The sequence below is a fragment of the Clostridium tepidiprofundi DSM 19306 genome (assembly GCF_001594005.1).
GTDB classification, from domain to species: domain Bacteria; phylum Bacillota; class Clostridia; order Clostridiales; family Clostridiaceae; genus Clostridium_AC; species Clostridium_AC tepidiprofundi.
Map to the genome: position 1 here is coordinate 22732 of NZ_LTBA01000005.1, position 19885 is coordinate 42616.

A 19885-nucleotide genomic window follows, 5' to 3' on the forward strand; every position below is an offset into this window, starting at 1 on the left:
TGTCCCGTTATGGGCGTTTTAGATAAATTAATGTAATTTTTAATGTATAAGTTACATATTCAGCTGTGTAAGTGTTTACTAATAAATATGCAACACCCGGAACTGTTTATATTATATCAGGGCTTGCAATGAATAAATTTTGATAGTTGATAAAAAAAGGAGGGATACGAATTGGCAGCACAAAAAATAAGAATTAGACTAAAAGCATTTGATCATGAGTTGTTGGATAGATCAGCTTTAAAAATTGTTGAAACTGCTAAAAATACTGGAGCTGGAGTGGCTGGACCAATACCACTACCTACAGAAAAAGATGTAGTTACTATTTTGAGAGCTCCTCATAAATATAAAGATTCAAGAGAGCAATTTGAAATTAGAACGCATAAAAGACTAATTGACATATTAAGCCCATCACAAAAGACAGTTGATGCGCTTATGAGAATAGATTTGCCAGCTGGTGTTGATATAGAAATCAAACTTTAGGATTGGTTGGCTCGAATATTATGATCACTAGTGTGATCCGCTAATACTTTAGGAGGTGCGATGTATGAAGAAAGCTATATTAGGAAGAAAGATAGGAATGACACAGATCTTTGATGAAAATGGAAGAGTAATACCTGTAACTGTTGTAGAAGCAGGTCCATGTGTTGTTATTCAAAAGAAAACAGTTGAAAAAGACGGATATGAGGCTATTCAAGTTGGTTTTGAAGATAAGAGGGAAAAACTTGTTAACAAACCTATGAAGGGCCAATTTGACAAGGCAGGGGTTACACCTAAAAGATTCATCAAAGAATTTAAATTTGAAAATGTAGATAGTTATGAATTAGGTCAAGAGATCAAAGTTGATATCTTTGAAAAAGGTGACAAAGTTGATGTTACTGGTATTTCAAAAGGAAAAGGATTCCAAGGTGTTATTAAGAGATGGGGATTCAGAACAGGAGATGCAACACATGGTTCTAAATTCCATAGAGCACCAGGTTCTCAGGGAGCTGCTTCAGACCCATCAAGAACATTTAAAAATAGAAAGATGCCTGGACACATGGGTCATGTTAAGAGCACTGTAATGAATCTTGAAATTGCAAGAATTATTCCTGAAAAGAATGTATTACTTATAAAGGGTGGAGTGCCAGGACCTAAAAAAGGATACTTAGTTATTAAGGAAACAGTAAAGGTTAAGTAACTTCTAAGAGAAAGGAGGAGGTAAAATGCCAACAGTAGCTGTTTATAATAGAGATGCCCAAAAAGTTGGGGAAATAAATTTATCTGATAGCATATTCGGAGTTGAAGTAAATAAAGAAGTTATGCATCAAGTTGTGGTTGCACAATTAGCAAATAAAAGACAAGGAACTCAATCAGCTAAAACAAGATCAGAAGTTCGTGGTGGTGGAATAAAACCATGGAGACAAAAAGGTACAGGAAGAGCTAGACAAGGTTCTATAAGAGCACCACAATGGATTCATGGTGGAGTTGTTTTTGCACCAAAATCAAGAAGTTATAGAATGTCTATTCCAAAGAAAGTTAGAAGATTAGCGATGAAATCTGCATTATCTTCTAAAGTTAATGAAGAAGAAATCATTGTATTAGAGAGCTTAGAAATGACTGAGCCTAAAACAAAAGAAGTAGTTAGAATGCTTGAAGCGTTTGAAGCTAATAAAACATTAATCGTTGTTGCAGAAAAGAATGAAAATGTATATAGATCTGCAAGAAATATACCAAATGTAACTGTTTTACCAGTAAATAATTTAAATGTTTATGATATATTGAAATACGACAAATTTATGGTAACTAAAGATGCGGTTGCTAAGATTGAGGAGGTGTATGTATAATGAAATTAGTAAGCCATGATATAATTAGAAAGCCAGTAATAACTGAAAAGAGTATGGCTGCTATGGCCGACAAAAAATACACCTTTATTGTAGATATTCATGCCAATAAGACACAGATCAAAAAAGCAGTTGAAGAAATATTCGACGTAAAAGTTGAAAAGGTTAATACTGCAAGATATATCGGAAAAACTAAAAGAGTTGGAGTTCATATTGGTAAGAGAGCAGACTATAAAAAAGCAATTGTTAAATTGACTGAAGATAGTAAAACAATAGAATTCTTTGAAGGTATGTAATAATAAGCTGTTATTGGCAGATGCCAGATAAGCGAATAAAAAGGAGGGAAATAAGATGGCAGTTAAAAGCTTTAGACCTACTACTCCAGCTAGAAGACATATGACAATGCCAACATTTGAAGAAATAACAACTAATAAACCAGAAAAAAGTCTTCTTGTTGCATTGAAAAAAACTGGTGGTAGAAACTCTTATGGTAGAATAACTGTACGTCACCGTGGTGGTGGAGCTAAGAGAAAGTATAGAATAATAGATTTTAAAAGAAATAAAGATAATGTTCCAGCAAAAGTTGCAACAATAGAATATGATCCAAATAGAACAGCATATATTGCACTTGTTAATTATGCAGATGGAGAAAAAAGATACATAATTGCTCCTGTAGGATTAAAGGTGGGAGATGTAATTGTTTCTGGTCCTGAAGCAGATATTAAAGTAGGTAACGCATTACCACTAAAAAACATTCCAGTTGGTACTGTTATTCATAATATCGAGCTTACACCTGGTAAAGGTGGTCAAATGGTTAGATCAGCAGGTGCATCGGCTCAGCTTATGGCTAAAGAAGGAAAGTATGCTTTATTAAGATTACCAAGTGGTGAATTAAGAAATGTTAGAATAGAATGCAGAGCGACTGTTGGAACAGTTTCAAACTTGACTAATGAAATTGTTAGCATCGGTAAAGCTGGTAGAAAGAGACATATGGGATTCAGACCTAAAGTTAGAGGTTCTGTAATGAATCCTAATGATCACCCACACGGTGGTGGAGAAGGTAAATCACCTATTGGACGTCCAGGTCCTGTTACACCTTGGGGTAAACCAACACTTGGTTATAAAACTAGAAAGAATAATAAATATTCTGATAGATTAATTGTTAAGAGAAGAAAATAATTGAAGAGAATTGATTAATTCTCTTCGCCTATTCTATAATCGGTGGAAGGAGGCAAGTAAATTGAGTAGATCAGTTAAAAAAGGACCATACGTTGAAGAGAGACTTTTAAAGAGAATTCTTGAAATGAATAAAAAAGGCGAAAAGAAGGTTATTAAAACTTGGTCAAGAAGTTCAACTATATTTCCTCAAATGGTAGGACACACAATAGCAGTTCATGATGGAAGAAAACATGTTCCTGTTTATGTATTAGAAGATATGGTAGGACATAAGCTTGGCGAATTTGCTTTGACTAGAACATACAAAGGTCATATTAAAAATGAAAAATCATCAAAATTAAGATAGTCCGGAAAGGAGGCAATATATAATGGAAGCTATGGCAAAAGTGAGACATATAAGAATGTCTTCAAGAAAAGTTGGTATAGTGCTTGATTTGATTAGGGGAAAAGATGTTAAAGAAGCAGATGCTATTTTACAGTACACTCCTAAGGACGCAGCTGTTGTTGTAAGAAAACTATTAAAATCAGCTGTTGCTAATGCGGAAAATAATTTCGATTTAAATGTTGATAGATTATATGTTGCAGAAGCTTATGCATGTCAGGGTCCAACACTAAAAAGATTTAGACCACGTGCACAAGGAAGAGCGTATAGAATTAGAAAAAGAACTAGTCATATAACATTAGTAGTAAAAGAAAGAAACTAAAAAGGAGGGAAATGTAGTGGGACAAAAAGTACATCCTCATGGCTTGAGAGTCGGTGTGATTAAAGAATGGGATGCAAAATGGTATGCAGATAGAAAAAACTTTGCTGACTATTTGATAGAAGATAATAAAATCAGAAATCTTGTAAAGAAAAAACATTACTCTGCAGGTATTTCAAAGATTCAGATTGAAAGAGCTGCAAAAAGAATCAAGTTAAATATCTTTACAGCTAAACCAGGCATGGTTATCGGAAAAGGTGGAGTAGGAATCGAGAACCTTAAAAATGCATTAAAGACTGTAGTGTCTGGAAACAAGAATATTTTAATAAATATCGTAGAAGTTAAAAAACCTGAAGCAGATGCTCAATTGATGGCTGAAAGCATTGCTCTACAATTAGAAAAGAGAATTTCTTTCAGAAGAGCAATGAAGCAAACAATACAAAGAGCAATGAGAACAGGTGTTAAGGGTGTTAAAACTGCTTGTTCAGGAAGACTTGGAGGAGCTGAAATTGCTAGAACAGAGCAATATCATGAAGGTACAATTCCTCTACAAACTTTAAGAGCTGACATAGATTACGGATTTGCTGAAGCAGATACAATCTATGGTAAAATAGGTGTTAAAGTTTGGGTATATAAAGGAGAAGTTCTTCCTGTAAAAAAAGATAGTAAAGAGAAAATTGAAGCATAGAGAACGAATAAAGTAATATATATTTATGATTGTTTAAAAGAAGTATTGCCGAGGAAGGAGGAATACATATGTTAATGCCTAAAAGAGTTAAGCATCGTAAGGTGCAACGTGGCAGAATGAGAGGTAAAGCAACAAGAGGTAATTTCATAGCATATGGAGAATATGGTATTCAAGCTACTGAATGTGGTTGGATTACTAATAATCAAATAGAAGCTGCCAGAATAGCTATTAATAGACATGTAAAAAGAGGGGGAAAAGTTTGGATTAAAATTTTCCCAGACAAACCAGTTACTGAAAAACCAGCTGAAACTCGTATGGGATCTGGTAAAGGAAATCCAGAACATTGGGTAGCAGTAGTTAAGCCAGGTAGAGTGTTGTTTGAAATTGCTGGTGTAAGTGAAGAATTAGCAAGAGAAGCTATGAGATTAGCATCACACAAACTACCAGTTAAGACAAAGTTTGTTAAGAGAGAAGATTTTGAAGAAATGGGTGGTGAAAAACATGAAGGCTAGGGAATTGCACGAGTTGAGAAGCAGCAGTCCTCAAGAACTGATGTTAAAAATTAAAGATTTAAAAGCAGAACTGTTCAACTTAAGATTTCAACTAGCTACTGGACAACTCGAAAATCCAATGAGAATTAGACAGGTGAAGAGGTCTATAGCACAGATTAAAACTATTTTAAGAGAAGGCGAAATGAGGAATTTAGAACAGTAGTTGTTGAAAGGAGGTATTTTTCGTGGAAAGAAATCAAAGAAAAACGAGAATAGGTAGAGTTGTATCCGATAAGATGGATAAAACTATTGTTGTCGCAGTTGAAACTAAGGTTCGTCACCCTTTATATGGCAAAACTGTTAATAGAACAAAGAAATTTAAAGTACATGATGAAAACAATGAAGCGAGATATAATGATACAGTAAAAATAATGGAAACTAGACCGCTTTCAAGAGAAAAAAGATGGAGACTTGTTGAAATTATTGAAAGAGCTAAATAGTTTCAGGGTTTTTCCTTATAATTCTGAAAGGAGGGAATTTTAAATGATTCAACAGCAAACAAGATTGAAGGTTGCGGATAATTCTGGTGCTAAAGAGATTATGTGCATTAGAGTATTAGGTGGCTCTAAAAGAAAATATGGAAATATTGGTGATGTAATAGTTGCTAGTGTCAAAAGTGCAACACCAGGCGGAGTTGTTAAAAAAGGTGATGTTGTAAAAGCTGTTATAGTTAGATCTAAAAGAGGTGTAAGAAGAGTAGACGGTTCTTACATAAAGTTTGATGATAATGCAGCTGTATTGATAAAAGAAGACAAGAACCCAAGAGGAACTCGTATTTTTGGACCAGTTGCTAGAGAATTAAGAGAAAAAGAATTCACAAAAATTATTTCATTAGCACCTGAAGTATTATAATGTAGGGAGGTGGCTAAGATGTCAGCTAATAAGATTCATGTTAGAAGAAATGACAAGGTAATGGTTATTTCAGGTAAAGACAAGGGTAAAATAAGCGAAGTTATAGCAGTATATCCAAAAAAAGGTAAGGTATTGGTTAAAGATGTTAATGTAGTGTCTAAGCATCAAAAACCTAATAGACAAAATATGCAGGGCGGAATTATTCAAAAAGAAGCTCCAATTTACAGTTCTAAGGTTATGTTATATTGTGAAAAATGCAAGAATGTTACAAGAATAAGTCATAAGATACTTGAAGATGGAACTAAAGTAAGAGTATGTAAGAAATGTGGCGAAACATTCTAAGCTTTGGAAGGAGGTTAAAAAATGTTACCAAGACTTCAAGAAAAGTATAATAATGAAGTGGTTCCAGCATTAATGGAAAAGTTCGGATATAAAAATATTATGGAAGTTCCGAAGCTTGAAAAAATTGTGATTAGCATGGGTGTTGGAGAAGCAAAAGATAATGCTAAAGTATTGGATTCAGCAGTAGCTGATTTGGAAATTATTGCTGGACAAAAGCCAGTTGTTACTAGAGCAAGAAAGTCAGTTGCTAACTTTAAAGTTAGAGCGGGCATGAAGATAGGTTGTAAAGTAACTTTAAGAAAAAGAAGAATGTATGAATTTGCAGATAAATTTATGAATATTGCTTTACCAAGAGTTAGGGACTTCAGAGGCGTATCTCCAAAATCATTTGATGGAAGAGGAAACTATGCACTAGGAGTTAAAGAACAGTTGATTTTCCCAGAAATTGATTATGATAAGATTGATAAAATTAGAGGAATGGATATTATCTTTGTTACAACTGCTAAAACTGATGAGGAAGCAAGAGAGCTATTAAGATATTTAGGAATGCCATTTGCTCAGCAATAAGGAGGGGAGATTGTGGCACGTAAAGCGTTGATTCAAAAGTGGAATAAAGAACCAAAATATTCAACAAGAGCGTATACAAGATGCAGAATTTGTGGAAGACCACATGCTGTATTAAGAAAATATGGAATTTGCCGTATTTGTTTTAGAGAATTAGCTTATAAAGGACAAATTCCAGGTTGCAGAAAAGCAAGCTGGTAAAAATGATTTGTACGAAAGGAGGCAAAATATATGGTAATGACAGATCCTATCGCAGATTTACTTACACGTGTTAGAAATGCCAACATAGTTGGTCATAATGTTGTTGAAGTTCCTTCTTCAAGAATTAAGAGATCTATTGTAGATATTATGTTAAATGAAGGATATATAAAAAATGTAGAAGAATATAAAGACGGTTCTGTGCCAATGCTAAGAATTACTATGAAATATGGTAAGGATAAGCAAAGAATAATAACAGGATTAAAGAGAATTTCAAAACCAGGTTTAAGAGTTTACTCAAATAAAGATGAGATTCCTAAGGTATTAAATGGTTTAGGAATTGCGATAATTTCAACTTCTAAAGGAATTATTACTGACAAAGAAGCTAGAAAATTAGGAGTAGGCGGAGAAGTTATTTGTTATATCTGGTAGTCTAATGAATAGGAGGTGTGATTATGTCAAGAGTTGGTAGACTTCCAATAGTTATACCTGAAGGTGTTACTGTTACAGTTGATTCTAATAATAAGGTTGTAGCAAAAGGACCTATGGGTGAACTTGAAAAGAATATGCACAAAGACATCAAGATTGTTGTTGAGGGAAATAATGTAATTGTTACAAGACCAAGTGACAATAAATTACATAGAGCTCTTCACGGTACAACTAGAGCTATTATAAACAATATGGTAATCGGTGTTAGTAAGGGATACAAGAAAACACTAGAATTAGTTGGTGTTGGTTATAGAGCTGAGGTAAAAGGAAAGAAATTAGTTATGAATCTTGGATATTCTCATCCAGTTGAAGTAGAGCCAGTTGAAGGTGTTACTTTTGAGGTTGAAGGAACTACTAAGGTTCATGTTAAAGGTATAGATAAAGAAGTAGTAGGAGCAGTTGCTGCTGATGTAAGAAAATGGAGAAAACCTGAACCATATAAAGGCAAGGGTATTAAATACGAGAATGAAGTAATTAGACGTAAAGAAGGTAAGACAGGTAAATAATAGATAGAAAGGAGTGAGCTGCTTATGTCAAAGAAGGTTAGTAGATCTCAAGCTAGAGTTAGACGTCACATAAGAATACGTAAAAAGATAAGCGGAACAGCCGAAAGACCAAGATTAAGCGTATTTAGAAGTGAGAAGAATATATATGCTCAGCTTATTGATGATTCAGTTGGAAACACTATCGTTTCAGCTTCAACTAAGGACAAAGATTTCTCAGCAAAGGTTGGAAGCAATAAAGAAGCTGCAAGATTAGTTGGTGAAAGTATTGCTAAGAAGGCTTTAGATAAAGGAATCACAGAGGTAGTATTTGATAGAGGCGGATATATTTATCACGGAAGAATTAAGGAACTTGCTGATGCTGCAAGGGAAGCAGGACTTAAATTCTAAAAGAAGGAGGGGAACGTATTGAGAATCGATCCAAGCAACTTAGACTTAAAAGAAAAAGTTGTTAGCATTAACAGAGTTGCTAAAGTTGTTAAAGGTGGTAGAAACTTTAGATTCAGTGCACTAGTTGTTGTAGGCGATGAGAATGGGCACGTTGGTGTTGGTACAGGAAAAGCAGCAGAAATACCTGATGCGATAAGAAAAGGTATTGAAGATGCTAAAAAGAACTTAATTGAAGTTGCAATTGTTGAAAATACAATTCCACACAGAATACATGGTATATTCGGTAGAAGTAAAATATTAATTATGCCAGCTGTAGAAGGTACTGGTGTTATCGCTGGTGGACCTGTAAGAGCGGTATTAGAACTTGCTGGTATAAAAGATGTTAGAGCAAAATCTTTAGGATCTAATAATCCTAAAAACATGGTAAATGCTACAATTAATGGGTTAGATAATTTGAGAACCGTTGAACAGATTGCTAAATTAAGAGGCAAGACTGTTGAGGAAATCTTAGGATAGGAGGGGTAACCTTGGCAAAACTAAGAATTACATTAAAAAAGAGTTTAATTGGTCGTAAAAAAGATCATATAGCTACAGTTAATGCTCTAGGATTAAAGAAAATTGGTAAAACTGTAGAGCATGAAGGTACTCCTCAAATTAGAGGAATGATCAAAAAAGTAAGTTATCTCCTAGAGGTAGAAGAAATATAAACAGAGGAGGTGTCAGTATGAAACTTCATGAATTAAGACCTGCAGAAGGTTCAAGAAAGTCACGTAAAAGAGTTGGAAGAGGTACTGGTTCTGGCTGGGGTAAAACAGCAGGAAGAGGTCAAGATGGACAGAATTCAAGATCTGGTGGAGGAGTAAGACCAGGATTTGAAGGAGGCCAGATGCCTTTATTCAGAAGAATTCCAAAAAGAGGATTCAATAATATTTTTGCAAAAGAATATGCTACTATTAACGTTGATAGATTAAATGTATTTGAAAATGGTACAGAAGTAACTCCTGAATTGTTACTAGAAAAGAAAATCATCAAAAAAGTAAAAAGTGGTGTTAAAATATTAGGTAAAGGAAATCTGGAAAAGACATTAACAGTTAAGGCAACAAAGTTCTCAAAGGCTGCTGCTGAAAAAATAGAAGCAGCTGGAGGAAAAGTTGAGGTGATATAAAATGCTATCTACCCTACGTAATGCTTGGAAAGTTCCTGAGCTTAGAAAGAGAATTTTATTCACATTTATGTTAATTGCGTTTTTCCGAATGGGGAATTTTATTCCTGTTCCAGGAGTTGATACAAGTAAATTAGTGCAGTTAACAAACACAGGCAATCTGTTTTCTTTTTATGATATGCTATCAGGTGGTGCATTCAAAAGATTTAGTATATTTGCGATGAGTGTTACGCCGTATATTAATGCATCCATTATAATGCAGTTATTAACTGTTGCAATACCTTATTTAGAAAATCTTCAAAAAGAAGGTCAAGAGGGTAGAAAAAAGATACAGAATTATACTAAATATGCTTCAGTAGCATTTGGTATTTTGATGGCTTTTGGTTTTTATGCATTGATTGCAAAATATGGTGCATTAGCAGATTATTCTAAGTTTACATTGTTCTTAATTGTACTTACAATGACGACTGGTTCTATATTTTTGGTTTGGCTTGGGGAACAGATTACTACATATGGAATTGGTAATGGTGTTTCGCTTATAATATTCGTAAACATTATTTCAAGATTTCCTGGTTCTGTTGTGCAAATAGCTAACTTACAAAAGACAGGAACAGTTACGTCTGTTGAAGTTGTTATGTTTATAGTAGTGGCTTTAGCATTATTGCTTTTAACAATTATTGTAAACTTAGCAGAAAGAAGGATTCCTGTTCAGTATGCAGGAAAAGCGTTAGGAACTAAAATGGTTAAAGGACAGTCAACGCATATACCTATTAATGTTAATTCAGCAAGTGTTATTGCAATAATATTTGCTTTGTCGGTTATGCAATTTCCAAATACATTAAGTGAATTCTTACCGAATTCAGCTTTTACTAATTTTATTAAAACTAGTCCATATAGTGTATTTAGACCTAATTCATGGCTGTATGCATTATTGTATTCTGTGTTGATAATTCTATTTACCTGGTTTTACACTCAAATTACTTTTAAGCCAGATGAAATGGCAGAGAATATGCATAAGTCTTCAGGATTTATACCTGGAATAAGACCTGGCGAGCCAACAGCTAGGTATATTGAAAGAATTTTAACAAACATTGCTGTACTTGGTGGATGTTTTGCAGCAGTTATTGCTGTGTTCCCAATAATATTAGAAGGCTATACAGATTTTACTGGAATAGCTTTTGGTGGTACAGCGTTATTAATTTTAGTTGGTGTAGCTACTGAGACAGTACGTCAGTTAGAATCTCAGTTAGTTATGCGTAACTATAGAGGGTTCCTTAAATAATACCTTAGGAGATGATGTACATGAAGATAATTTTGTTAGGTCCTCCTGGAGCAGGTAAGGGAACTCAAGCTAAGTCTATAAGTAGAAAATATTCTATACCTCATATATCAACGGGAGATATTTTTAGACAAAATATCTCTCTATCAACTGAACTTGGTAAAGAAGCCAAAAAATATATTGACAAAGGTCAATTAGTTCCTGACGAATTGACAATCAGCATAGTAAAAGATAGGTTATTAAAGGATGATTGTAAAAAAGGATTTTTGTTAGATGGTTATCCAAGAACAGTAAAACAAGCTGAGGCATTGGATGGGTTTTTGGCTGAACATGGTTCTAGGTTAAATTTAGCTTTATTAATAGCAGTTCCTAGAGAATTTATACTTGAGAGGATGACTGGCAGAAGGGTTTGTCCTTCGTGTGGAGCAAGTTATCATATTAAGTTTAATCCACCGCAGCAAGAAGGAATTTGTGATGTGTGTGGAAGTACGATTATTCAAAGGGAAGATGATACACCAGAAACTGTTAGTAATAGGTTAGATATATATGATAAACAAACACAACCACTTATTGATTATTATAAAGATAAGAATTTACTTTCAGTTGTGGATGGAACATATTCTATTAATAATGTATTTAAACAGATTTCAGAGAGATTGGATTTAATAAAATAATTTTCTGAGATTATGGGTAAAGCTACTTAACTAAGCATATATGAAAGTGCTGACATAAGTATGTTGTATATTGTTAAGTGTATTAGTTAAATGTGCTTATACTAAAAATAAACGTTATATATGTATTATATTAATTAAAATTGGGAAAATATTTACTGTAGAGAGTTGTAATAATTTTCTTAGGTTAAGAGAGAATTGATAGAGGTGAAATATATTGGAAGATAAGAGCCTTATTGGAAGAGTGGTATACTCTAAGGTAGGACGAGATAAAGATAGGCATTTTGTTGTTGTAGGTATATTGAACAAAGAATTTGTTTATATTGCGGATGGCAAATTAAGAAAGATATCAAAACCTAAGAAAAAGAAATTGAAGCACCTTATTTTTACAGATAATGTAGCTGAAGAAATAAGGGAACTTATTTTAAATGGTAGTAAAGTTAGTGATTTAAGAATAAAGAGATTCTTAGAGGCTGAATATGCCAATAAGGAGGTTTGATTACCTTATGTCAAAAGATGATGTAATAGAAATGCAAGGTGTAGTAGTTGAAGCTTTACCAAATGCAACGTTTAAAGTTAAACTGGAAAGCGGTCACCAAATATTAGCGCATATTTCAGGTAAACTTAGAATGAATTTCATTAGAATTTTACCTGGTGACAGAGTTAAAGTAGAGCTTTCTCCATATGATTTGACACGTGGAAGAATTGTTTGGAGAGATAAGTAATAAGGAGGGTTAATGATGAAAGTTAGACCATCTGTAAAACCTATATGTGAAAAATGTAAGGTTATAAAAAGAAAAGGTAAAGTTATGGTTATATGCGAAAATCCAAAGCATAAACAAAAACAAGGTTAAATAATTGATGTTTTTGAAAGTATTTTATGGTATTATATTTTAGGTGCGGCTGTATTAGATATTCTAATAACCTAAAATTTATATATTTAATTAGTAACTTTAGATTACAATTCAATATTTTAAGAAATACCTAGGAGGTGTAAGTAGCAAATGGCAAGAATAGCTGGGGTTGACCTACCAAGAGAAAAGAGAGTAGAGATTGGCTTAACATATATTTTTGGAATTGGATTGCCAAAATCTCAAGAAATATTAACTGAAACTGGTATTAATCCTGATACTAGAGTTAAAGATTTAACTGAAGAGGAAGTTTCAGCATTAAGAAGTTATATAAATAAAAATGTTATGGTTGAAGGTGACTTAAGAAGAAAGGTTGCTTTAGATATTAAGAGATTAACAGAAATAGGATGTTATAGAGGTATTAGACATAGAAGAGGCTTACCTGTAAGAGGACAAAAAACTAAGACAAATGCTAGAACTAGAAAAGGTCCTAGAAAAACTATCGCTAATAAGAAAAAATAATTAATTGCGAGGAGGGATGATCGTGGCACCTAAGAAAGTAAAAAGAAGTAGAAGAAGAAAAGAGAAAAAGAATATTGAACATGGATGTGCTCATATTAAATCAACATTTAACAATTCAATTGTTACGTTAACTGATACTGCAGGAAACGGATTATCATGGTCAAGTGCTGGAGCTCTTGGATTTAAGGGTTCTAGAAAAGGAACACCATTTGCTGCACAGATGGCAGCTGAAACTGCTGCAAAGGCAGCTATGGAACATGGCTTAAAGAGTGTAGAGGTTTACGTTAAAGGACCAGGTGCAGGTAGAGAAGCAGCAATTAGATCACTACAAGCTGCAGGATTAGAAATTACACTAATCAAAGACGTTACACCAATACCACATAATGGATGTAGACCACCAAAAAGAAGAAGAGTTTAATATATAGGAGGTGTGATTTCAATGGCAAGATATACAGGTGCTGTTTGCAGACAATGCAGAAGAGAGGGTATGAAACTATTCCTAAAAGGTGATAGATGTTATACAGACAAATGTGCATTTGCAAGAAGAGGCTATGCTCCAGGACAACATGGCCAAAGCAGAAAGAAAATGTCTAACTATGGATTACAGTTAAGAGAAAAGCAAAAAGCAAAGAGAATATATGGTATTCTTGAAAAGCAATTTAGAAGATATTATGAAAAGGCTGAAAGAATAAAAGGAATTACTGGTGAAAATCTATTACAACTATTAGAAATGAGATTAGATAATGTTGTTTATAGATTAGGATATGGAAATTCTAGAAAAGAAGCTAGACAGTTAGTTACACACGGTCACTTTTTAGTAAACGGAAAGAAAGTAAACATTCCATCTTACCAAGTATCAGTAAATGATGTAATATCAGTATGTGAAAAAAGCAGAAGCTATGAAGTATTCAAGACATTTAATGAAAATCCAAAGACATTACCAAATTGGTTACAGGCTAACCAAGATAGTTTTGAAGGAAAGGTTTTATCTAAACCAAGTAGAGATGAAATTGATGTTCCAGTAAATGAAACATTAATTGTTGAGTTATATAGTAAATAATTGAAGTGTAGAGTCAGTTGCCCTCAGGTGAGGTATAAATTCCGAATAAAGGAGGGTTATTAAATGTTAGAAATAGAAAAGCCAAAAATCGAGTGCGTAAAAAGTGCTGAAGATTTTACCTATGGGAAATTTGTTATTGAACCATTGGAAAGAGGATATGGAATTACATTAGGAAATTCTCTAAGGAGAATATTACTTTCTTCATTACCAGGAGCTGCGGCTAGTTGGGTTAAAATTGATGGTGTACTTCATGAATTTTCTACTGTTAAAGGTGTTAAGGAAGATGTTACGGAATTAATACTTAACATTAAGCAATTAGCATTGAAGATGAATGGAGAAGAGTCTAGTGTAATTGTTATCGATAAACAGGGCGAATGTGAAGTAACTGGTGCGGATATTATTACAGATGGAAGTGTTGAAGTAGTAAATAAGGATTTACATATTGCGTCTTTAGATAAAGATGGTAGATTGCATATGGAGATCAATGTAAGAAGAGGAAGAGGCTATGTATCACAGGCAAGAAACAAAGATGATGAAATGCCTATAGCAACTATACCTGTTGATTCCATATATACTCCAGTTAAAAAAGTAAACTTTAAAGTTGAAAATACAAGAGTAGGTCAGATAACTGATTATGACAAATTAGAGCTTGAAGTTTGGACTGATGGAACTATTAAGCCAGAAGAAGCAGTAAGTCTTTCAGCTAAAATTCTTATTGAGCATTTCAAATTGTTTATGACATTAACTGATCATGCAGATGATGTTGAAATAATGGTTGAAAAGGAAGAAGATAAGAAAGAAAAAGTTCTTGAAATGACTATAGAGGAACTTGATTTATCAGTTAGAAGCTACAATTGTTTAAAGAGAGCAGGTATAAATACTGTTCAGGAATTAACTGAGAGAACTATGGATGATATGATGAAAGTAAGAAATCTTGGTAAGAAGTCTCTTGAAGAAGTTCAGAACAAACTCAGAGAACTAGATTTGAGCTTAAAAAAGAGTGAGGATTAAGGAGGGAGAGCAATGGCAGGATATCGTAAGTTGGGGCGTCCAACTGACCAAAGAAAATCAATGTTGAGAAATCTTGTTACTAGTCTTTTGAAACATGGTAAAATAGAAACTACTGTAACAAGAGCTAAAGAAACTAGAAAATTAGCTGAAAAAATGATTACTCTTGCAAAAAGAGGAGATTTAGATGCTAGAAGACAGGTTCTTTCATTTGTAACAGAAAAAGAGGTTGTAAATAACCTTTTTAGTGATATTGCTCCTAAGTATGTTGATAGAAACGGTGGATATACAAGAATGTATAAGATGGGTCCAAGAAGAGGAGACGCAGCTGAAGTTGTAATATTAGAATTAGTTTAACCTGCGGGGGATTAAGTAAGATTAAACTTAGTCCCCGTTTTATTAAACTGTTTATCAAAAATGCGGAGAAATGATATTGATGACTTACTTCTAATATTATTAATAAGTGAGATAGATATCACGTGAGTAGTAATATAAGTTTAAAATGAAGTAGGAATGAGTATGGGAAAACAGATTATTAATTGTAAAGATGTTTATTTTGAGTATGAAGGAAATGAAACTGATTCATCGAGAATAGCATTAGATGGAATCGATTTAAATATAGATGAAGGTGAATTTGTAGTAATTTTAGGCCAAAATGGTTCAGGAAAATCAACTTTAGCAAAACATTTTAATGCATTATTGGTTCCAAGTATGGGAAAAGTATTTGTCTCTGGATTTGATTCTTCAATAGAGGAAAACTTGTGGAATATTAGAAGTTCAGCAGGGATGGTATTTCAGAATCCAGATAACCAGATAGTTGCAACTATCGTAGAAGAAGATGTAGCCTTTGGACCTGAAAACTTAGGTATTGAACCACAAGAGATACGTAAAAGAGTGGATGATGCATTAAAAAAAGTAGATATGTATGAATATAGAAAGCATGCTCCATATTTATTATCTGGAGGACAAAAGCAGAGAGTTGCAATAGCTGGAATATTAGCTATGAGAACAAAGTGTATCATTTTTGATGAGCCAACTGCTATGCTAGATCCATACGGCAGAAAAGAGGTAATTGAAACTATACATAATCTCAATAAAAAGTATGGAATTACAATTGTGTTGATTACACATTATATGGAAGAAGCAGTTGAAGCAGATAAAGTAATAGTTATGGATAGAGGCAAGATTGTTATGCAGGGTAAACCGAGGGAAATATTTAGTGATGTTCCTAATATGAAGAGTGTCGGTTTAGATGTGCCTCAAGTTACTGAACTTGCTTATCTATTAAAACAAGAAGGAATTGATATAGATACAGATATAATAAATATTGATGAGATGGTGGATGCTTTATGTCAATTAAGATAGAAAATTTATCATATGTATATATGCCTGATACGCCATTTGAAAAGAAAGCTTTAGATAATATATCAATGGAGATACGTGATGGTGAATTTGTGGCTTTAATTGGACACACTGGTTCAGGGAAATCAACATTGATTCAGCATATTAATGGATTACTTGTCCCTACTAGTGGGAAGATATATGTAGATGATTTAGATATTACTAGTAAGAAAGTAAACATGAGCGATATTAGAAAAAAAGTTGGACTTGTTTTTCAATATCCTGAATATCAACTTTTTGAGGAAACAGTAGAAAAGGATATTGCTTTTGGCCCAAGTAATTTAGGATTATCGAATAAAGAAATAGACAAAAGGGTACGCCGTGCAATGGAAATTGTAGGGCTTAGTTACGAAAAATATAAAGATATTTCACCATTTGAATTGAGTGGTGGGCAAAAGAGAAGAATAGCGATTGCAGGTGTAATTGCTATGGAACCTAAAATATTAATTTTAGATGAACCTGCAGCGGGGTTAGATCCGAGAGGTAGAGATGAAATATTAACTAAGATCAAACAGTTGCATAAAGAATATAATATGACTATAATTTTAGTTTCGCATAGCATGGAAGAAGTTGCGATGGTTGCTGATAAGATTTTTGTTTTATCAAAAGGCAAATGTATATTGCAGGGAAGTAAAAGAGAAGTATTTAAGCAGTCAGATGTACTTGAGAGCGTAGGACTTGCAGTTCCACAAGTTACTTATTTAATTAAAAAATTAAATGAAAGAGGCTTTGAATTGCCAGAAGATGTTTTTACTATTGAACAGGCTAAAGAAGTCTTGTTAAAAAAAATTAGAATTCGAAAATAATGTGTATAGTGCATTTAAATATATATGTTTTACTATTATTTTTATGATGATCCCACTTGTACAAGTGGGAGTTTTAAAATAATTTAGAGGGGGGACATTAAGCAAAATTGTTTTTGCTTAAATAATAATGATAAAGGATATAACAATAGGGCAATATGTACCTGGAGATTCATTTGTGCATAAGGTAGATCCTAGGATAAAAATTATAATTTCATTTATATACATAATTGATTTATTTATAATAAATAATTTTCAAGGATACATATATGTAGTTTTGTTCTTAGGTTTAATTATTTATGCTTCTAGAATCCATTTTAGATATATTTATAAAGGACTTAAACCCATATTTGTTTTACTATTGATTACTGCAATATTGAATGTTTTTATGACTAAAGGTGGAGATTTGATTTTTACATGGAAGTTTATACATATTTATAGAAGAGGAGTTGAGGTTGCGGCATTTATGGTATTAAGATTGACATTTTTGATTGTTGGAACTTCAATACTTACGTTGACAACATCTCCAATAGAATTGACTGATGGAATTGAAAAATTATTAAATCCATTAAAGAAAATAGGGTTTCCAGCACATGAATTGGCTATGATGATGACAATTGCTTTGAGATTTATTCCTACATTGATGGATGAAACAGATAAAATTATGAAAGCACAAAAATCTAGAGGAGCTGATTTCGAATCTGGAAATATAGTAAATAGAGCAAAAAATTTAATTCCTATACTTGTACCTTTGTTTATAAGTTCATTTAGAAGAGCTGATGATTTAGCTACAGCCATGGAAGCTAGATGTTATAGAGGTGGAGAAGGTAGAACAAGAATGAAACAACTTAAGTTTACGAGTAAGGACTTAATTGCTGTGTTCATATTTGCTGTTTTTGTTGCTATATCCATAATATCGAGGAAATAAGAGAAAAGATAACAGTTAAGTTTGAAATTATAAGAGGAAGTGAGTTTATGAGAAATATTAAACTCATAATTGAGTATGATGGAACTAAATATTCTGGGTGGCAGAAGCAGAATAATGCATTGACTATTCAAGAAGTTGTTGAGAATGCAATTGTTTCTATAACGAATGAAAACATTAATTTAATTGGTTCAAGTAGAACTGATGCTGGTGTTCATGCTAAAGGGTTTACTGCAAATTTTACAACGGAGAGCAAAATACCAGCTCAAAAATTTAGAGAAGCAATAAATAGCAAATTACCTAACGATATTGTTATATTAAAGTCTGAAGAAGTTGATATTAACTTTCATTCAAGATATCATAGTACAGGAAAGATATATGTATACACAATAATAAATAGGTATGAACCTATAGCAATTGGAAGAGATTATGTTTATCATTATAAGAATAAATTAGATATTGAATTAATGAAAAGGGCAAGTAAATATTTTATTGGTAAACACGATTTTACTTCTTTTATGAAAAAAGGGAGTTCAGTTAAAACTACTGTAAGAACAATTACTAGATTGGATGTTCAAAAGGAAAACGATAAATTAACAATAACTGTGTCAGCTGATGGCTTTTTATATAATATGGTTAGAATAATTGTAGGTACATTGATTGATGTAGGAATAGGAAAGATAAAACCAGAAGAAATTAGGAATATATTGTATTCAAAAGATAGGACAAAGGCAGGTGGGTGTGCACCAGCTTGTGGACTATGTTTAGTTGAGGTACTTTATTAAATTTTATAGTGTGTTTTATTCACTTTAATAAGCGTATATATCTTGACACACTAGGATGAATGTATTATAATTGTTAGAGTTGTTATTGTAATAGTATGTTAAGATCCACTAGCCCCGGGTCTTTTACGTATAGATTATTCATGTAAGTTCAGGGAGGGAGAAAAATGAAGTCATACTTAGCAAAACCACATGAAGTAGAAAGAAAATGGTATGTAATTGATGTTGAAGGAAAGACATTAGGTAGAGCAGCAAGTCAGGTAGCATCTATTTTAAGAGGAAAACATAAACCAATATATACTCCAAATGTTGATACAGGAGATTTTGTAATTATAGTTAATGCAGATAAAGTTGTATTGACTGGTAAGAAATTAGAACAGAAAAAATTAAGACACCATTCATTATACCCAGGTGGATTAAAGGAAATGTCATATAGAGATGCTTTAGCTAAAAAGCCTGAATTTGTATTTTATGAAGCAGTTAGAAGAATGATGCCAAAGGGAAAATTAGGACGTCAGATGCTTAAAAAATTGAAGGTTTATAGCGGACCAGAGCATAATCATGAAGCTCAAAAACCAGAAGTATTAGAATTGAAATATTAATATTCGATAAGTGCTGGAGGGAGGAAGAAAAATGGCAAAAGTTCAATATTTTGGAACAGGTAGAAGAAAGAAGTCAGTTGCAAGAGTTAGACTTGTACCAGGAGAAGGGCGAGTTGTAATAAATAAAAGAGATATTGATGATTACTTTGGATTAGATACTTTAAAGGTTATTGTTAATCAACCACTAGTTTTAACAGGAACTAAAGAAAAATTCGATGTATTAGTTAATGTTCATGGTGGAGGTTTCACAGGTCAAGCTGGAGCAATCAGACATGGTATTGCAAGAGCACTTGTAAAAGCTGATGAAACTTTGAAGCCAGAAATAAAAGCTGCTGGATACTTAACAAGAGATCCAAGAATGAAAGAAAGAAAGAAATACGGTCTTAAAAAAGCAAGAAGAGCTCCACAGTTCTCAAAGAGATAATTTGTTGCTTGTTCGAGAGAGAAGTTATTATACTTCTCTCTTTTTTTACGTAGATTTTGAAAATGAACTTATTTTGTTAAAGTAAAACATCGATATTTGTATAAATAATTTGAGTTATGTT

General features: G+C 32.9%; 37 protein-coding genes. All 37 read left to right on the forward strand.

Features of this window, described 5'->3' with window-relative positions; genetic code table 11:
• Positions 1 to 171: 171 nt before the first annotated feature.
• The 37 genes from rpsJ (at position 172) to rpsI (ending at position 19764) form a co-directional block, all read left to right on the forward strand.
• On the forward strand, positions 172 to 480 hold the full coding sequence (gene rpsJ / locus CLTEP_RS03905) for a 30S ribosomal protein S10 (protein WP_066822963.1): 309 nt from the start codon (positions 172 to 174) through the stop codon (positions 478 to 480).
• A 64-nt stretch (positions 481 to 544) separates the two neighbouring features.
• Positions 545 to 1177: a 50S ribosomal protein L3 gene (gene rplC / locus CLTEP_RS03910; RefSeq protein ID WP_066822966.1), complete on the forward strand. Its 633-nt coding sequence runs from the start codon at positions 545 to 547 to the stop codon at positions 1175 to 1177.
• A gap of 25 nt (positions 1178 to 1202) precedes the next feature.
• A complete protein-coding gene (rplD, locus tag CLTEP_RS03915) occupies positions 1203 to 1823 on the forward strand; it encodes a 50S ribosomal protein L4 (protein WP_066822967.1) in 621 nt (206 codons plus the stop codon).
• Positions 1823 to 2116, forward strand: coding sequence for a 50S ribosomal protein L23 (gene rplW, locus CLTEP_RS03920; protein ID WP_066822978.1), 294 nt, complete (start codon positions 1823 to 1825; stop codon positions 2114 to 2116). The genes rplD and rplW overlap by 1 nt, the downstream gene beginning before the upstream one ends.
• Positions 2117 to 2171: 55 nt before the next feature.
• Positions 2172 to 2999, forward strand: a complete 828-nt coding sequence (rplB, locus tag CLTEP_RS03925; protein WP_066822981.1) for a 50S ribosomal protein L2 — start codon at positions 2172 to 2174, stop codon at positions 2997 to 2999.
• 61 nt (positions 3000 to 3060) lie between these two features.
• Positions 3061 to 3342 (forward strand): 30S ribosomal protein S19, encoded by a 282-nt coding sequence (gene rpsS, locus CLTEP_RS03930; protein ID WP_066822984.1) that lies wholly within the window; start codon positions 3061 to 3063, stop codon positions 3340 to 3342.
• Positions 3343 to 3364: 22 nt separating this feature from the next.
• On the forward strand, positions 3365 to 3700 hold the full coding sequence (rplV, locus tag CLTEP_RS03935; RefSeq protein ID WP_066822985.1) for a 50S ribosomal protein L22: 336 nt from the start codon (positions 3365 to 3367) through the stop codon (positions 3698 to 3700).
• 16 nt (positions 3701 to 3716) lie between these two features.
• Positions 3717 to 4385 carry a 30S ribosomal protein S3 gene (gene rpsC, locus CLTEP_RS03940; protein WP_066822987.1) on the forward strand — a complete coding sequence of 223 codons (669 nt, stop codon included), beginning with the start codon at positions 3717 to 3719 and terminating at the stop codon, positions 4383 to 4385.
• Between the two features lie 68 nt (positions 4386 to 4453).
• The gene (gene rplP / locus CLTEP_RS03945) at positions 4454 to 4897 is read left to right on the forward strand and encodes a 50S ribosomal protein L16 (RefSeq protein WP_066822990.1); all 444 of its coding nucleotides are present in this window, start codon (positions 4454 to 4456) and stop codon (positions 4895 to 4897) included.
• Positions 4887 to 5099, forward strand: coding sequence for a 50S ribosomal protein L29 (rpmC, locus tag CLTEP_RS03950; protein WP_066822992.1), 213 nt, complete (start codon positions 4887 to 4889; stop codon positions 5097 to 5099). Before rplP ends, rpmC begins: the two co-directional genes overlap by 11 nt.
• A gap of 22 nt (positions 5100 to 5121) precedes the next feature.
• On the forward strand, positions 5122 to 5376 hold the full coding sequence (gene rpsQ / locus CLTEP_RS03955) for a 30S ribosomal protein S17 (protein ID WP_066822994.1): 255 nt from the start codon (positions 5122 to 5124) through the stop codon (positions 5374 to 5376).
• Between the two features lie 43 nt (positions 5377 to 5419).
• A complete protein-coding gene (rplN, locus tag CLTEP_RS03960) occupies positions 5420 to 5788 on the forward strand; it encodes a 50S ribosomal protein L14 (RefSeq protein WP_066822997.1) in 369 nt (122 codons plus the stop codon).
• An 18-nt stretch (positions 5789 to 5806) separates the two neighbouring features.
• Positions 5807 to 6130 carry a 50S ribosomal protein L24 gene (gene rplX, locus CLTEP_RS03965; RefSeq protein ID WP_066822999.1) on the forward strand — a complete coding sequence of 108 codons (324 nt, stop codon included), beginning with the start codon at positions 5807 to 5809 and terminating at the stop codon, positions 6128 to 6130.
• 21 nt (positions 6131 to 6151) lie between these two features.
• Complete coding sequence (rplE, locus tag CLTEP_RS03970; RefSeq protein ID WP_066823001.1) at positions 6152 to 6697, forward strand: 50S ribosomal protein L5; 546 nt, start codon at positions 6152 to 6154, stop codon at positions 6695 to 6697.
• Between the two features lie 12 nt (positions 6698 to 6709).
• Complete coding sequence (locus CLTEP_RS03975; protein WP_066823008.1) at positions 6710 to 6895, forward strand: type Z 30S ribosomal protein S14; 186 nt, start codon at positions 6710 to 6712, stop codon at positions 6893 to 6895.
• Positions 6896 to 6925: 30 nt separating this feature from the next.
• Positions 6926 to 7324 carry a 30S ribosomal protein S8 gene (rpsH, locus tag CLTEP_RS03980; protein WP_066823010.1) on the forward strand — a complete coding sequence of 133 codons (399 nt, stop codon included), beginning with the start codon at positions 6926 to 6928 and terminating at the stop codon, positions 7322 to 7324.
• Between the two features lie 23 nt (positions 7325 to 7347).
• Positions 7348 to 7887 carry a 50S ribosomal protein L6 gene (rplF, locus tag CLTEP_RS03985; protein WP_066823012.1) on the forward strand — a complete coding sequence of 180 codons (540 nt, stop codon included), beginning with the start codon at positions 7348 to 7350 and terminating at the stop codon, positions 7885 to 7887.
• Positions 7888 to 7911: 24 nt separating this feature from the next.
• A complete protein-coding gene (gene rplR, locus CLTEP_RS03990; protein ID WP_066823015.1) occupies positions 7912 to 8274 on the forward strand; it encodes a 50S ribosomal protein L18 in 363 nt (120 codons plus the stop codon).
• 18 nt (positions 8275 to 8292) lie between these two features.
• On the forward strand, positions 8293 to 8790 hold the full coding sequence (gene rpsE, locus CLTEP_RS03995; RefSeq protein ID WP_066823016.1) for a 30S ribosomal protein S5: 498 nt from the start codon (positions 8293 to 8295) through the stop codon (positions 8788 to 8790).
• Between the two features lie 11 nt (positions 8791 to 8801).
• Positions 8802 to 8981: a 50S ribosomal protein L30 gene (gene rpmD, locus CLTEP_RS04000; protein WP_066823017.1), complete on the forward strand. Its 180-nt coding sequence runs from the start codon at positions 8802 to 8804 to the stop codon at positions 8979 to 8981.
• A gap of 17 nt (positions 8982 to 8998) precedes the next feature.
• Entirely contained in the window at positions 8999 to 9439 is a 441-nt protein-coding gene (gene rplO, locus CLTEP_RS04005) for a 50S ribosomal protein L15 (protein ID WP_066823020.1), read from the forward strand.
• 1 nt (position 9440) lies between these two features.
• The gene (gene secY / locus CLTEP_RS04010) at positions 9441 to 10718 is read left to right on the forward strand and encodes a preprotein translocase subunit SecY (protein WP_066823022.1); all 1278 of its coding nucleotides are present in this window, start codon (positions 9441 to 9443) and stop codon (positions 10716 to 10718) included.
• 20 nt (positions 10719 to 10738) lie between these two features.
• On the forward strand, positions 10739 to 11389 hold the full coding sequence (locus tag CLTEP_RS04015) for an adenylate kinase (protein ID WP_066823025.1): 651 nt from the start codon (positions 10739 to 10741) through the stop codon (positions 11387 to 11389).
• Positions 11390 to 11603: 214 nt separating this feature from the next.
• Positions 11604 to 11885 carry a KOW domain-containing RNA-binding protein gene (locus tag CLTEP_RS04020; RefSeq protein ID WP_066823027.1) on the forward strand — a complete coding sequence of 94 codons (282 nt, stop codon included), beginning with the start codon at positions 11604 to 11606 and terminating at the stop codon, positions 11883 to 11885.
• Positions 11886 to 11892: 7 nt separating this feature from the next.
• Positions 11893 to 12111: a translation initiation factor IF-1 gene (infA, locus tag CLTEP_RS04025; protein ID WP_066823031.1), complete on the forward strand. Its 219-nt coding sequence runs from the start codon at positions 11893 to 11895 to the stop codon at positions 12109 to 12111.
• Between the two features lie 15 nt (positions 12112 to 12126).
• On the forward strand, positions 12127 to 12240 hold the full coding sequence (rpmJ, locus tag CLTEP_RS04030) for a 50S ribosomal protein L36 (RefSeq protein WP_002509257.1): 114 nt from the start codon (positions 12127 to 12129) through the stop codon (positions 12238 to 12240).
• A 150-nt stretch (positions 12241 to 12390) separates the two neighbouring features.
• The gene (gene rpsM, locus CLTEP_RS04035; RefSeq protein ID WP_066823033.1) at positions 12391 to 12759 is read left to right on the forward strand and encodes a 30S ribosomal protein S13; all 369 of its coding nucleotides are present in this window, start codon (positions 12391 to 12393) and stop codon (positions 12757 to 12759) included.
• Between the two features lie 22 nt (positions 12760 to 12781).
• Entirely contained in the window at positions 12782 to 13177 is a 396-nt protein-coding gene (gene rpsK, locus CLTEP_RS04040) for a 30S ribosomal protein S11 (protein ID WP_201786584.1), read from the forward strand.
• 21 nt (positions 13178 to 13198) lie between these two features.
• Positions 13199 to 13819 carry a 30S ribosomal protein S4 gene (gene rpsD, locus CLTEP_RS04045; protein WP_066823037.1) on the forward strand — a complete coding sequence of 207 codons (621 nt, stop codon included), beginning with the start codon at positions 13199 to 13201 and terminating at the stop codon, positions 13817 to 13819.
• Between the two features lie 63 nt (positions 13820 to 13882).
• Positions 13883 to 14830 carry a DNA-directed RNA polymerase subunit alpha gene (locus CLTEP_RS04050; protein ID WP_066823039.1) on the forward strand — a complete coding sequence of 316 codons (948 nt, stop codon included), beginning with the start codon at positions 13883 to 13885 and terminating at the stop codon, positions 14828 to 14830.
• Positions 14831 to 14842: 12 nt separating this feature from the next.
• The gene (gene rplQ / locus CLTEP_RS04055) at positions 14843 to 15184 is read left to right on the forward strand and encodes a 50S ribosomal protein L17 (RefSeq protein WP_066823041.1); all 342 of its coding nucleotides are present in this window, start codon (positions 14843 to 14845) and stop codon (positions 15182 to 15184) included.
• Positions 15185 to 15346: 162 nt separating this feature from the next.
• The gene (locus tag CLTEP_RS04060) at positions 15347 to 16192 is read left to right on the forward strand and encodes an energy-coupling factor transporter ATPase (RefSeq protein ID WP_066823043.1); all 846 of its coding nucleotides are present in this window, start codon (positions 15347 to 15349) and stop codon (positions 16190 to 16192) included.
• Complete coding sequence (locus tag CLTEP_RS04065; protein WP_066823044.1) at positions 16177 to 17034, forward strand: energy-coupling factor transporter ATPase; 858 nt, start codon at positions 16177 to 16179, stop codon at positions 17032 to 17034. Before CLTEP_RS04060 ends, CLTEP_RS04065 begins: the two co-directional genes overlap by 16 nt.
• Positions 17035 to 17161: 127 nt before the next feature.
• Complete coding sequence (locus CLTEP_RS04070) at positions 17162 to 17959, forward strand: energy-coupling factor transporter transmembrane component T family protein (RefSeq protein ID WP_066823045.1); 798 nt, start codon at positions 17162 to 17164, stop codon at positions 17957 to 17959.
• A gap of 47 nt (positions 17960 to 18006) precedes the next feature.
• On the forward strand, positions 18007 to 18741 hold the full coding sequence (gene truA, locus CLTEP_RS04075; protein ID WP_066823047.1) for a tRNA pseudouridine(38-40) synthase TruA: 735 nt from the start codon (positions 18007 to 18009) through the stop codon (positions 18739 to 18741).
• A 164-nt stretch (positions 18742 to 18905) separates the two neighbouring features.
• Positions 18906 to 19340, forward strand: coding sequence for a 50S ribosomal protein L13 (rplM, locus tag CLTEP_RS04080; protein ID WP_066823048.1), 435 nt, complete (start codon positions 18906 to 18908; stop codon positions 19338 to 19340).
• Positions 19341 to 19371: 31 nt separating this feature from the next.
• A complete protein-coding gene (rpsI, locus tag CLTEP_RS04085; protein WP_066823049.1) occupies positions 19372 to 19764 on the forward strand; it encodes a 30S ribosomal protein S9 in 393 nt (130 codons plus the stop codon).
• Positions 19765 to 19885: the final 121 nt, after the last annotated feature.

Coding starts and splice junctions, on each gene's coding strand:
- rplC (WP_066822966.1), top strand. CDS start 545: ATGAAGAAAGCTATATTAGGAAGAAAGATAGGAATGACACAGATCTTT.
- rplD (WP_066822967.1), top strand. CDS start 1,203: ATGCCAACAGTAGCTGTTTATAATAGAGATGCCCAAAAAGTTGGGGAA.
- rplW (WP_066822978.1), top strand. CDS start 1,823: ATGAAATTAGTAAGCCATGATATAATTAGAAAGCCAGTAATAACTGAA.
- rplB (WP_066822981.1), top strand. CDS start 2,172: ATGGCAGTTAAAAGCTTTAGACCTACTACTCCAGCTAGAAGACATATG.
- rplV (WP_066822985.1), top strand. CDS start 3,365: ATGGAAGCTATGGCAAAAGTGAGACATATAAGAATGTCTTCAAGAAAA.
- rplP (WP_066822990.1), top strand. CDS start 4,454: ATGTTAATGCCTAAAAGAGTTAAGCATCGTAAGGTGCAACGTGGCAGA.
- rpmC (WP_066822992.1), top strand. CDS start 4,887: ATGAAGGCTAGGGAATTGCACGAGTTGAGAAGCAGCAGTCCTCAAGAA.
- rplN (WP_066822997.1), top strand. CDS start 5,420: ATGATTCAACAGCAAACAAGATTGAAGGTTGCGGATAATTCTGGTGCT.
- rplX (WP_066822999.1), top strand. CDS start 5,807: ATGTCAGCTAATAAGATTCATGTTAGAAGAAATGACAAGGTAATGGTT.
- rplE (WP_066823001.1), top strand. CDS start 6,152: ATGTTACCAAGACTTCAAGAAAAGTATAATAATGAAGTGGTTCCAGCA.
- rpsH (WP_066823010.1), top strand. CDS start 6,926: ATGGTAATGACAGATCCTATCGCAGATTTACTTACACGTGTTAGAAAT.
- rplF (WP_066823012.1), top strand. CDS start 7,348: ATGTCAAGAGTTGGTAGACTTCCAATAGTTATACCTGAAGGTGTTACT.
- rplR (WP_066823015.1), top strand. CDS start 7,912: ATGTCAAAGAAGGTTAGTAGATCTCAAGCTAGAGTTAGACGTCACATA.
- rplO (WP_066823020.1), top strand. CDS start 8,999: ATGAAACTTCATGAATTAAGACCTGCAGAAGGTTCAAGAAAGTCACGT.
- secY (WP_066823022.1), top strand. CDS start 9,441: ATGCTATCTACCCTACGTAATGCTTGGAAAGTTCCTGAGCTTAGAAAG.
- CLTEP_RS04015 (WP_066823025.1), top strand. CDS start 10,739: ATGAAGATAATTTTGTTAGGTCCTCCTGGAGCAGGTAAGGGAACTCAA.
- infA (WP_066823031.1), top strand. CDS start 11,893: ATGTCAAAAGATGATGTAATAGAAATGCAAGGTGTAGTAGTTGAAGCT.
- rpmJ (WP_002509257.1), top strand. CDS start 12,127: ATGAAAGTTAGACCATCTGTAAAACCTATATGTGAAAAATGTAAGGTT.
- rpsM (WP_066823033.1), top strand. CDS start 12,391: ATGGCAAGAATAGCTGGGGTTGACCTACCAAGAGAAAAGAGAGTAGAG.
- rpsD (WP_066823037.1), top strand. CDS start 13,199: ATGGCAAGATATACAGGTGCTGTTTGCAGACAATGCAGAAGAGAGGGT.
- CLTEP_RS04050 (WP_066823039.1), top strand. CDS start 13,883: ATGTTAGAAATAGAAAAGCCAAAAATCGAGTGCGTAAAAAGTGCTGAA.
- rplQ (WP_066823041.1), top strand. CDS start 14,843: ATGGCAGGATATCGTAAGTTGGGGCGTCCAACTGACCAAAGAAAATCA.
- CLTEP_RS04060 (WP_066823043.1), top strand. CDS start 15,347: ATGGGAAAACAGATTATTAATTGTAAAGATGTTTATTTTGAGTATGAA.
- CLTEP_RS04065 (WP_066823044.1), top strand. CDS start 16,177: ATGTCAATTAAGATAGAAAATTTATCATATGTATATATGCCTGATACG.
- CLTEP_RS04070 (WP_066823045.1), top strand. CDS start 17,162: ATGATAAAGGATATAACAATAGGGCAATATGTACCTGGAGATTCATTT.
- truA (WP_066823047.1), top strand. CDS start 18,007: ATGAGAAATATTAAACTCATAATTGAGTATGATGGAACTAAATATTCT.
- rplM (WP_066823048.1), top strand. CDS start 18,906: ATGAAGTCATACTTAGCAAAACCACATGAAGTAGAAAGAAAATGGTAT.
- rpsI (WP_066823049.1), top strand. CDS start 19,372: ATGGCAAAAGTTCAATATTTTGGAACAGGTAGAAGAAAGAAGTCAGTT.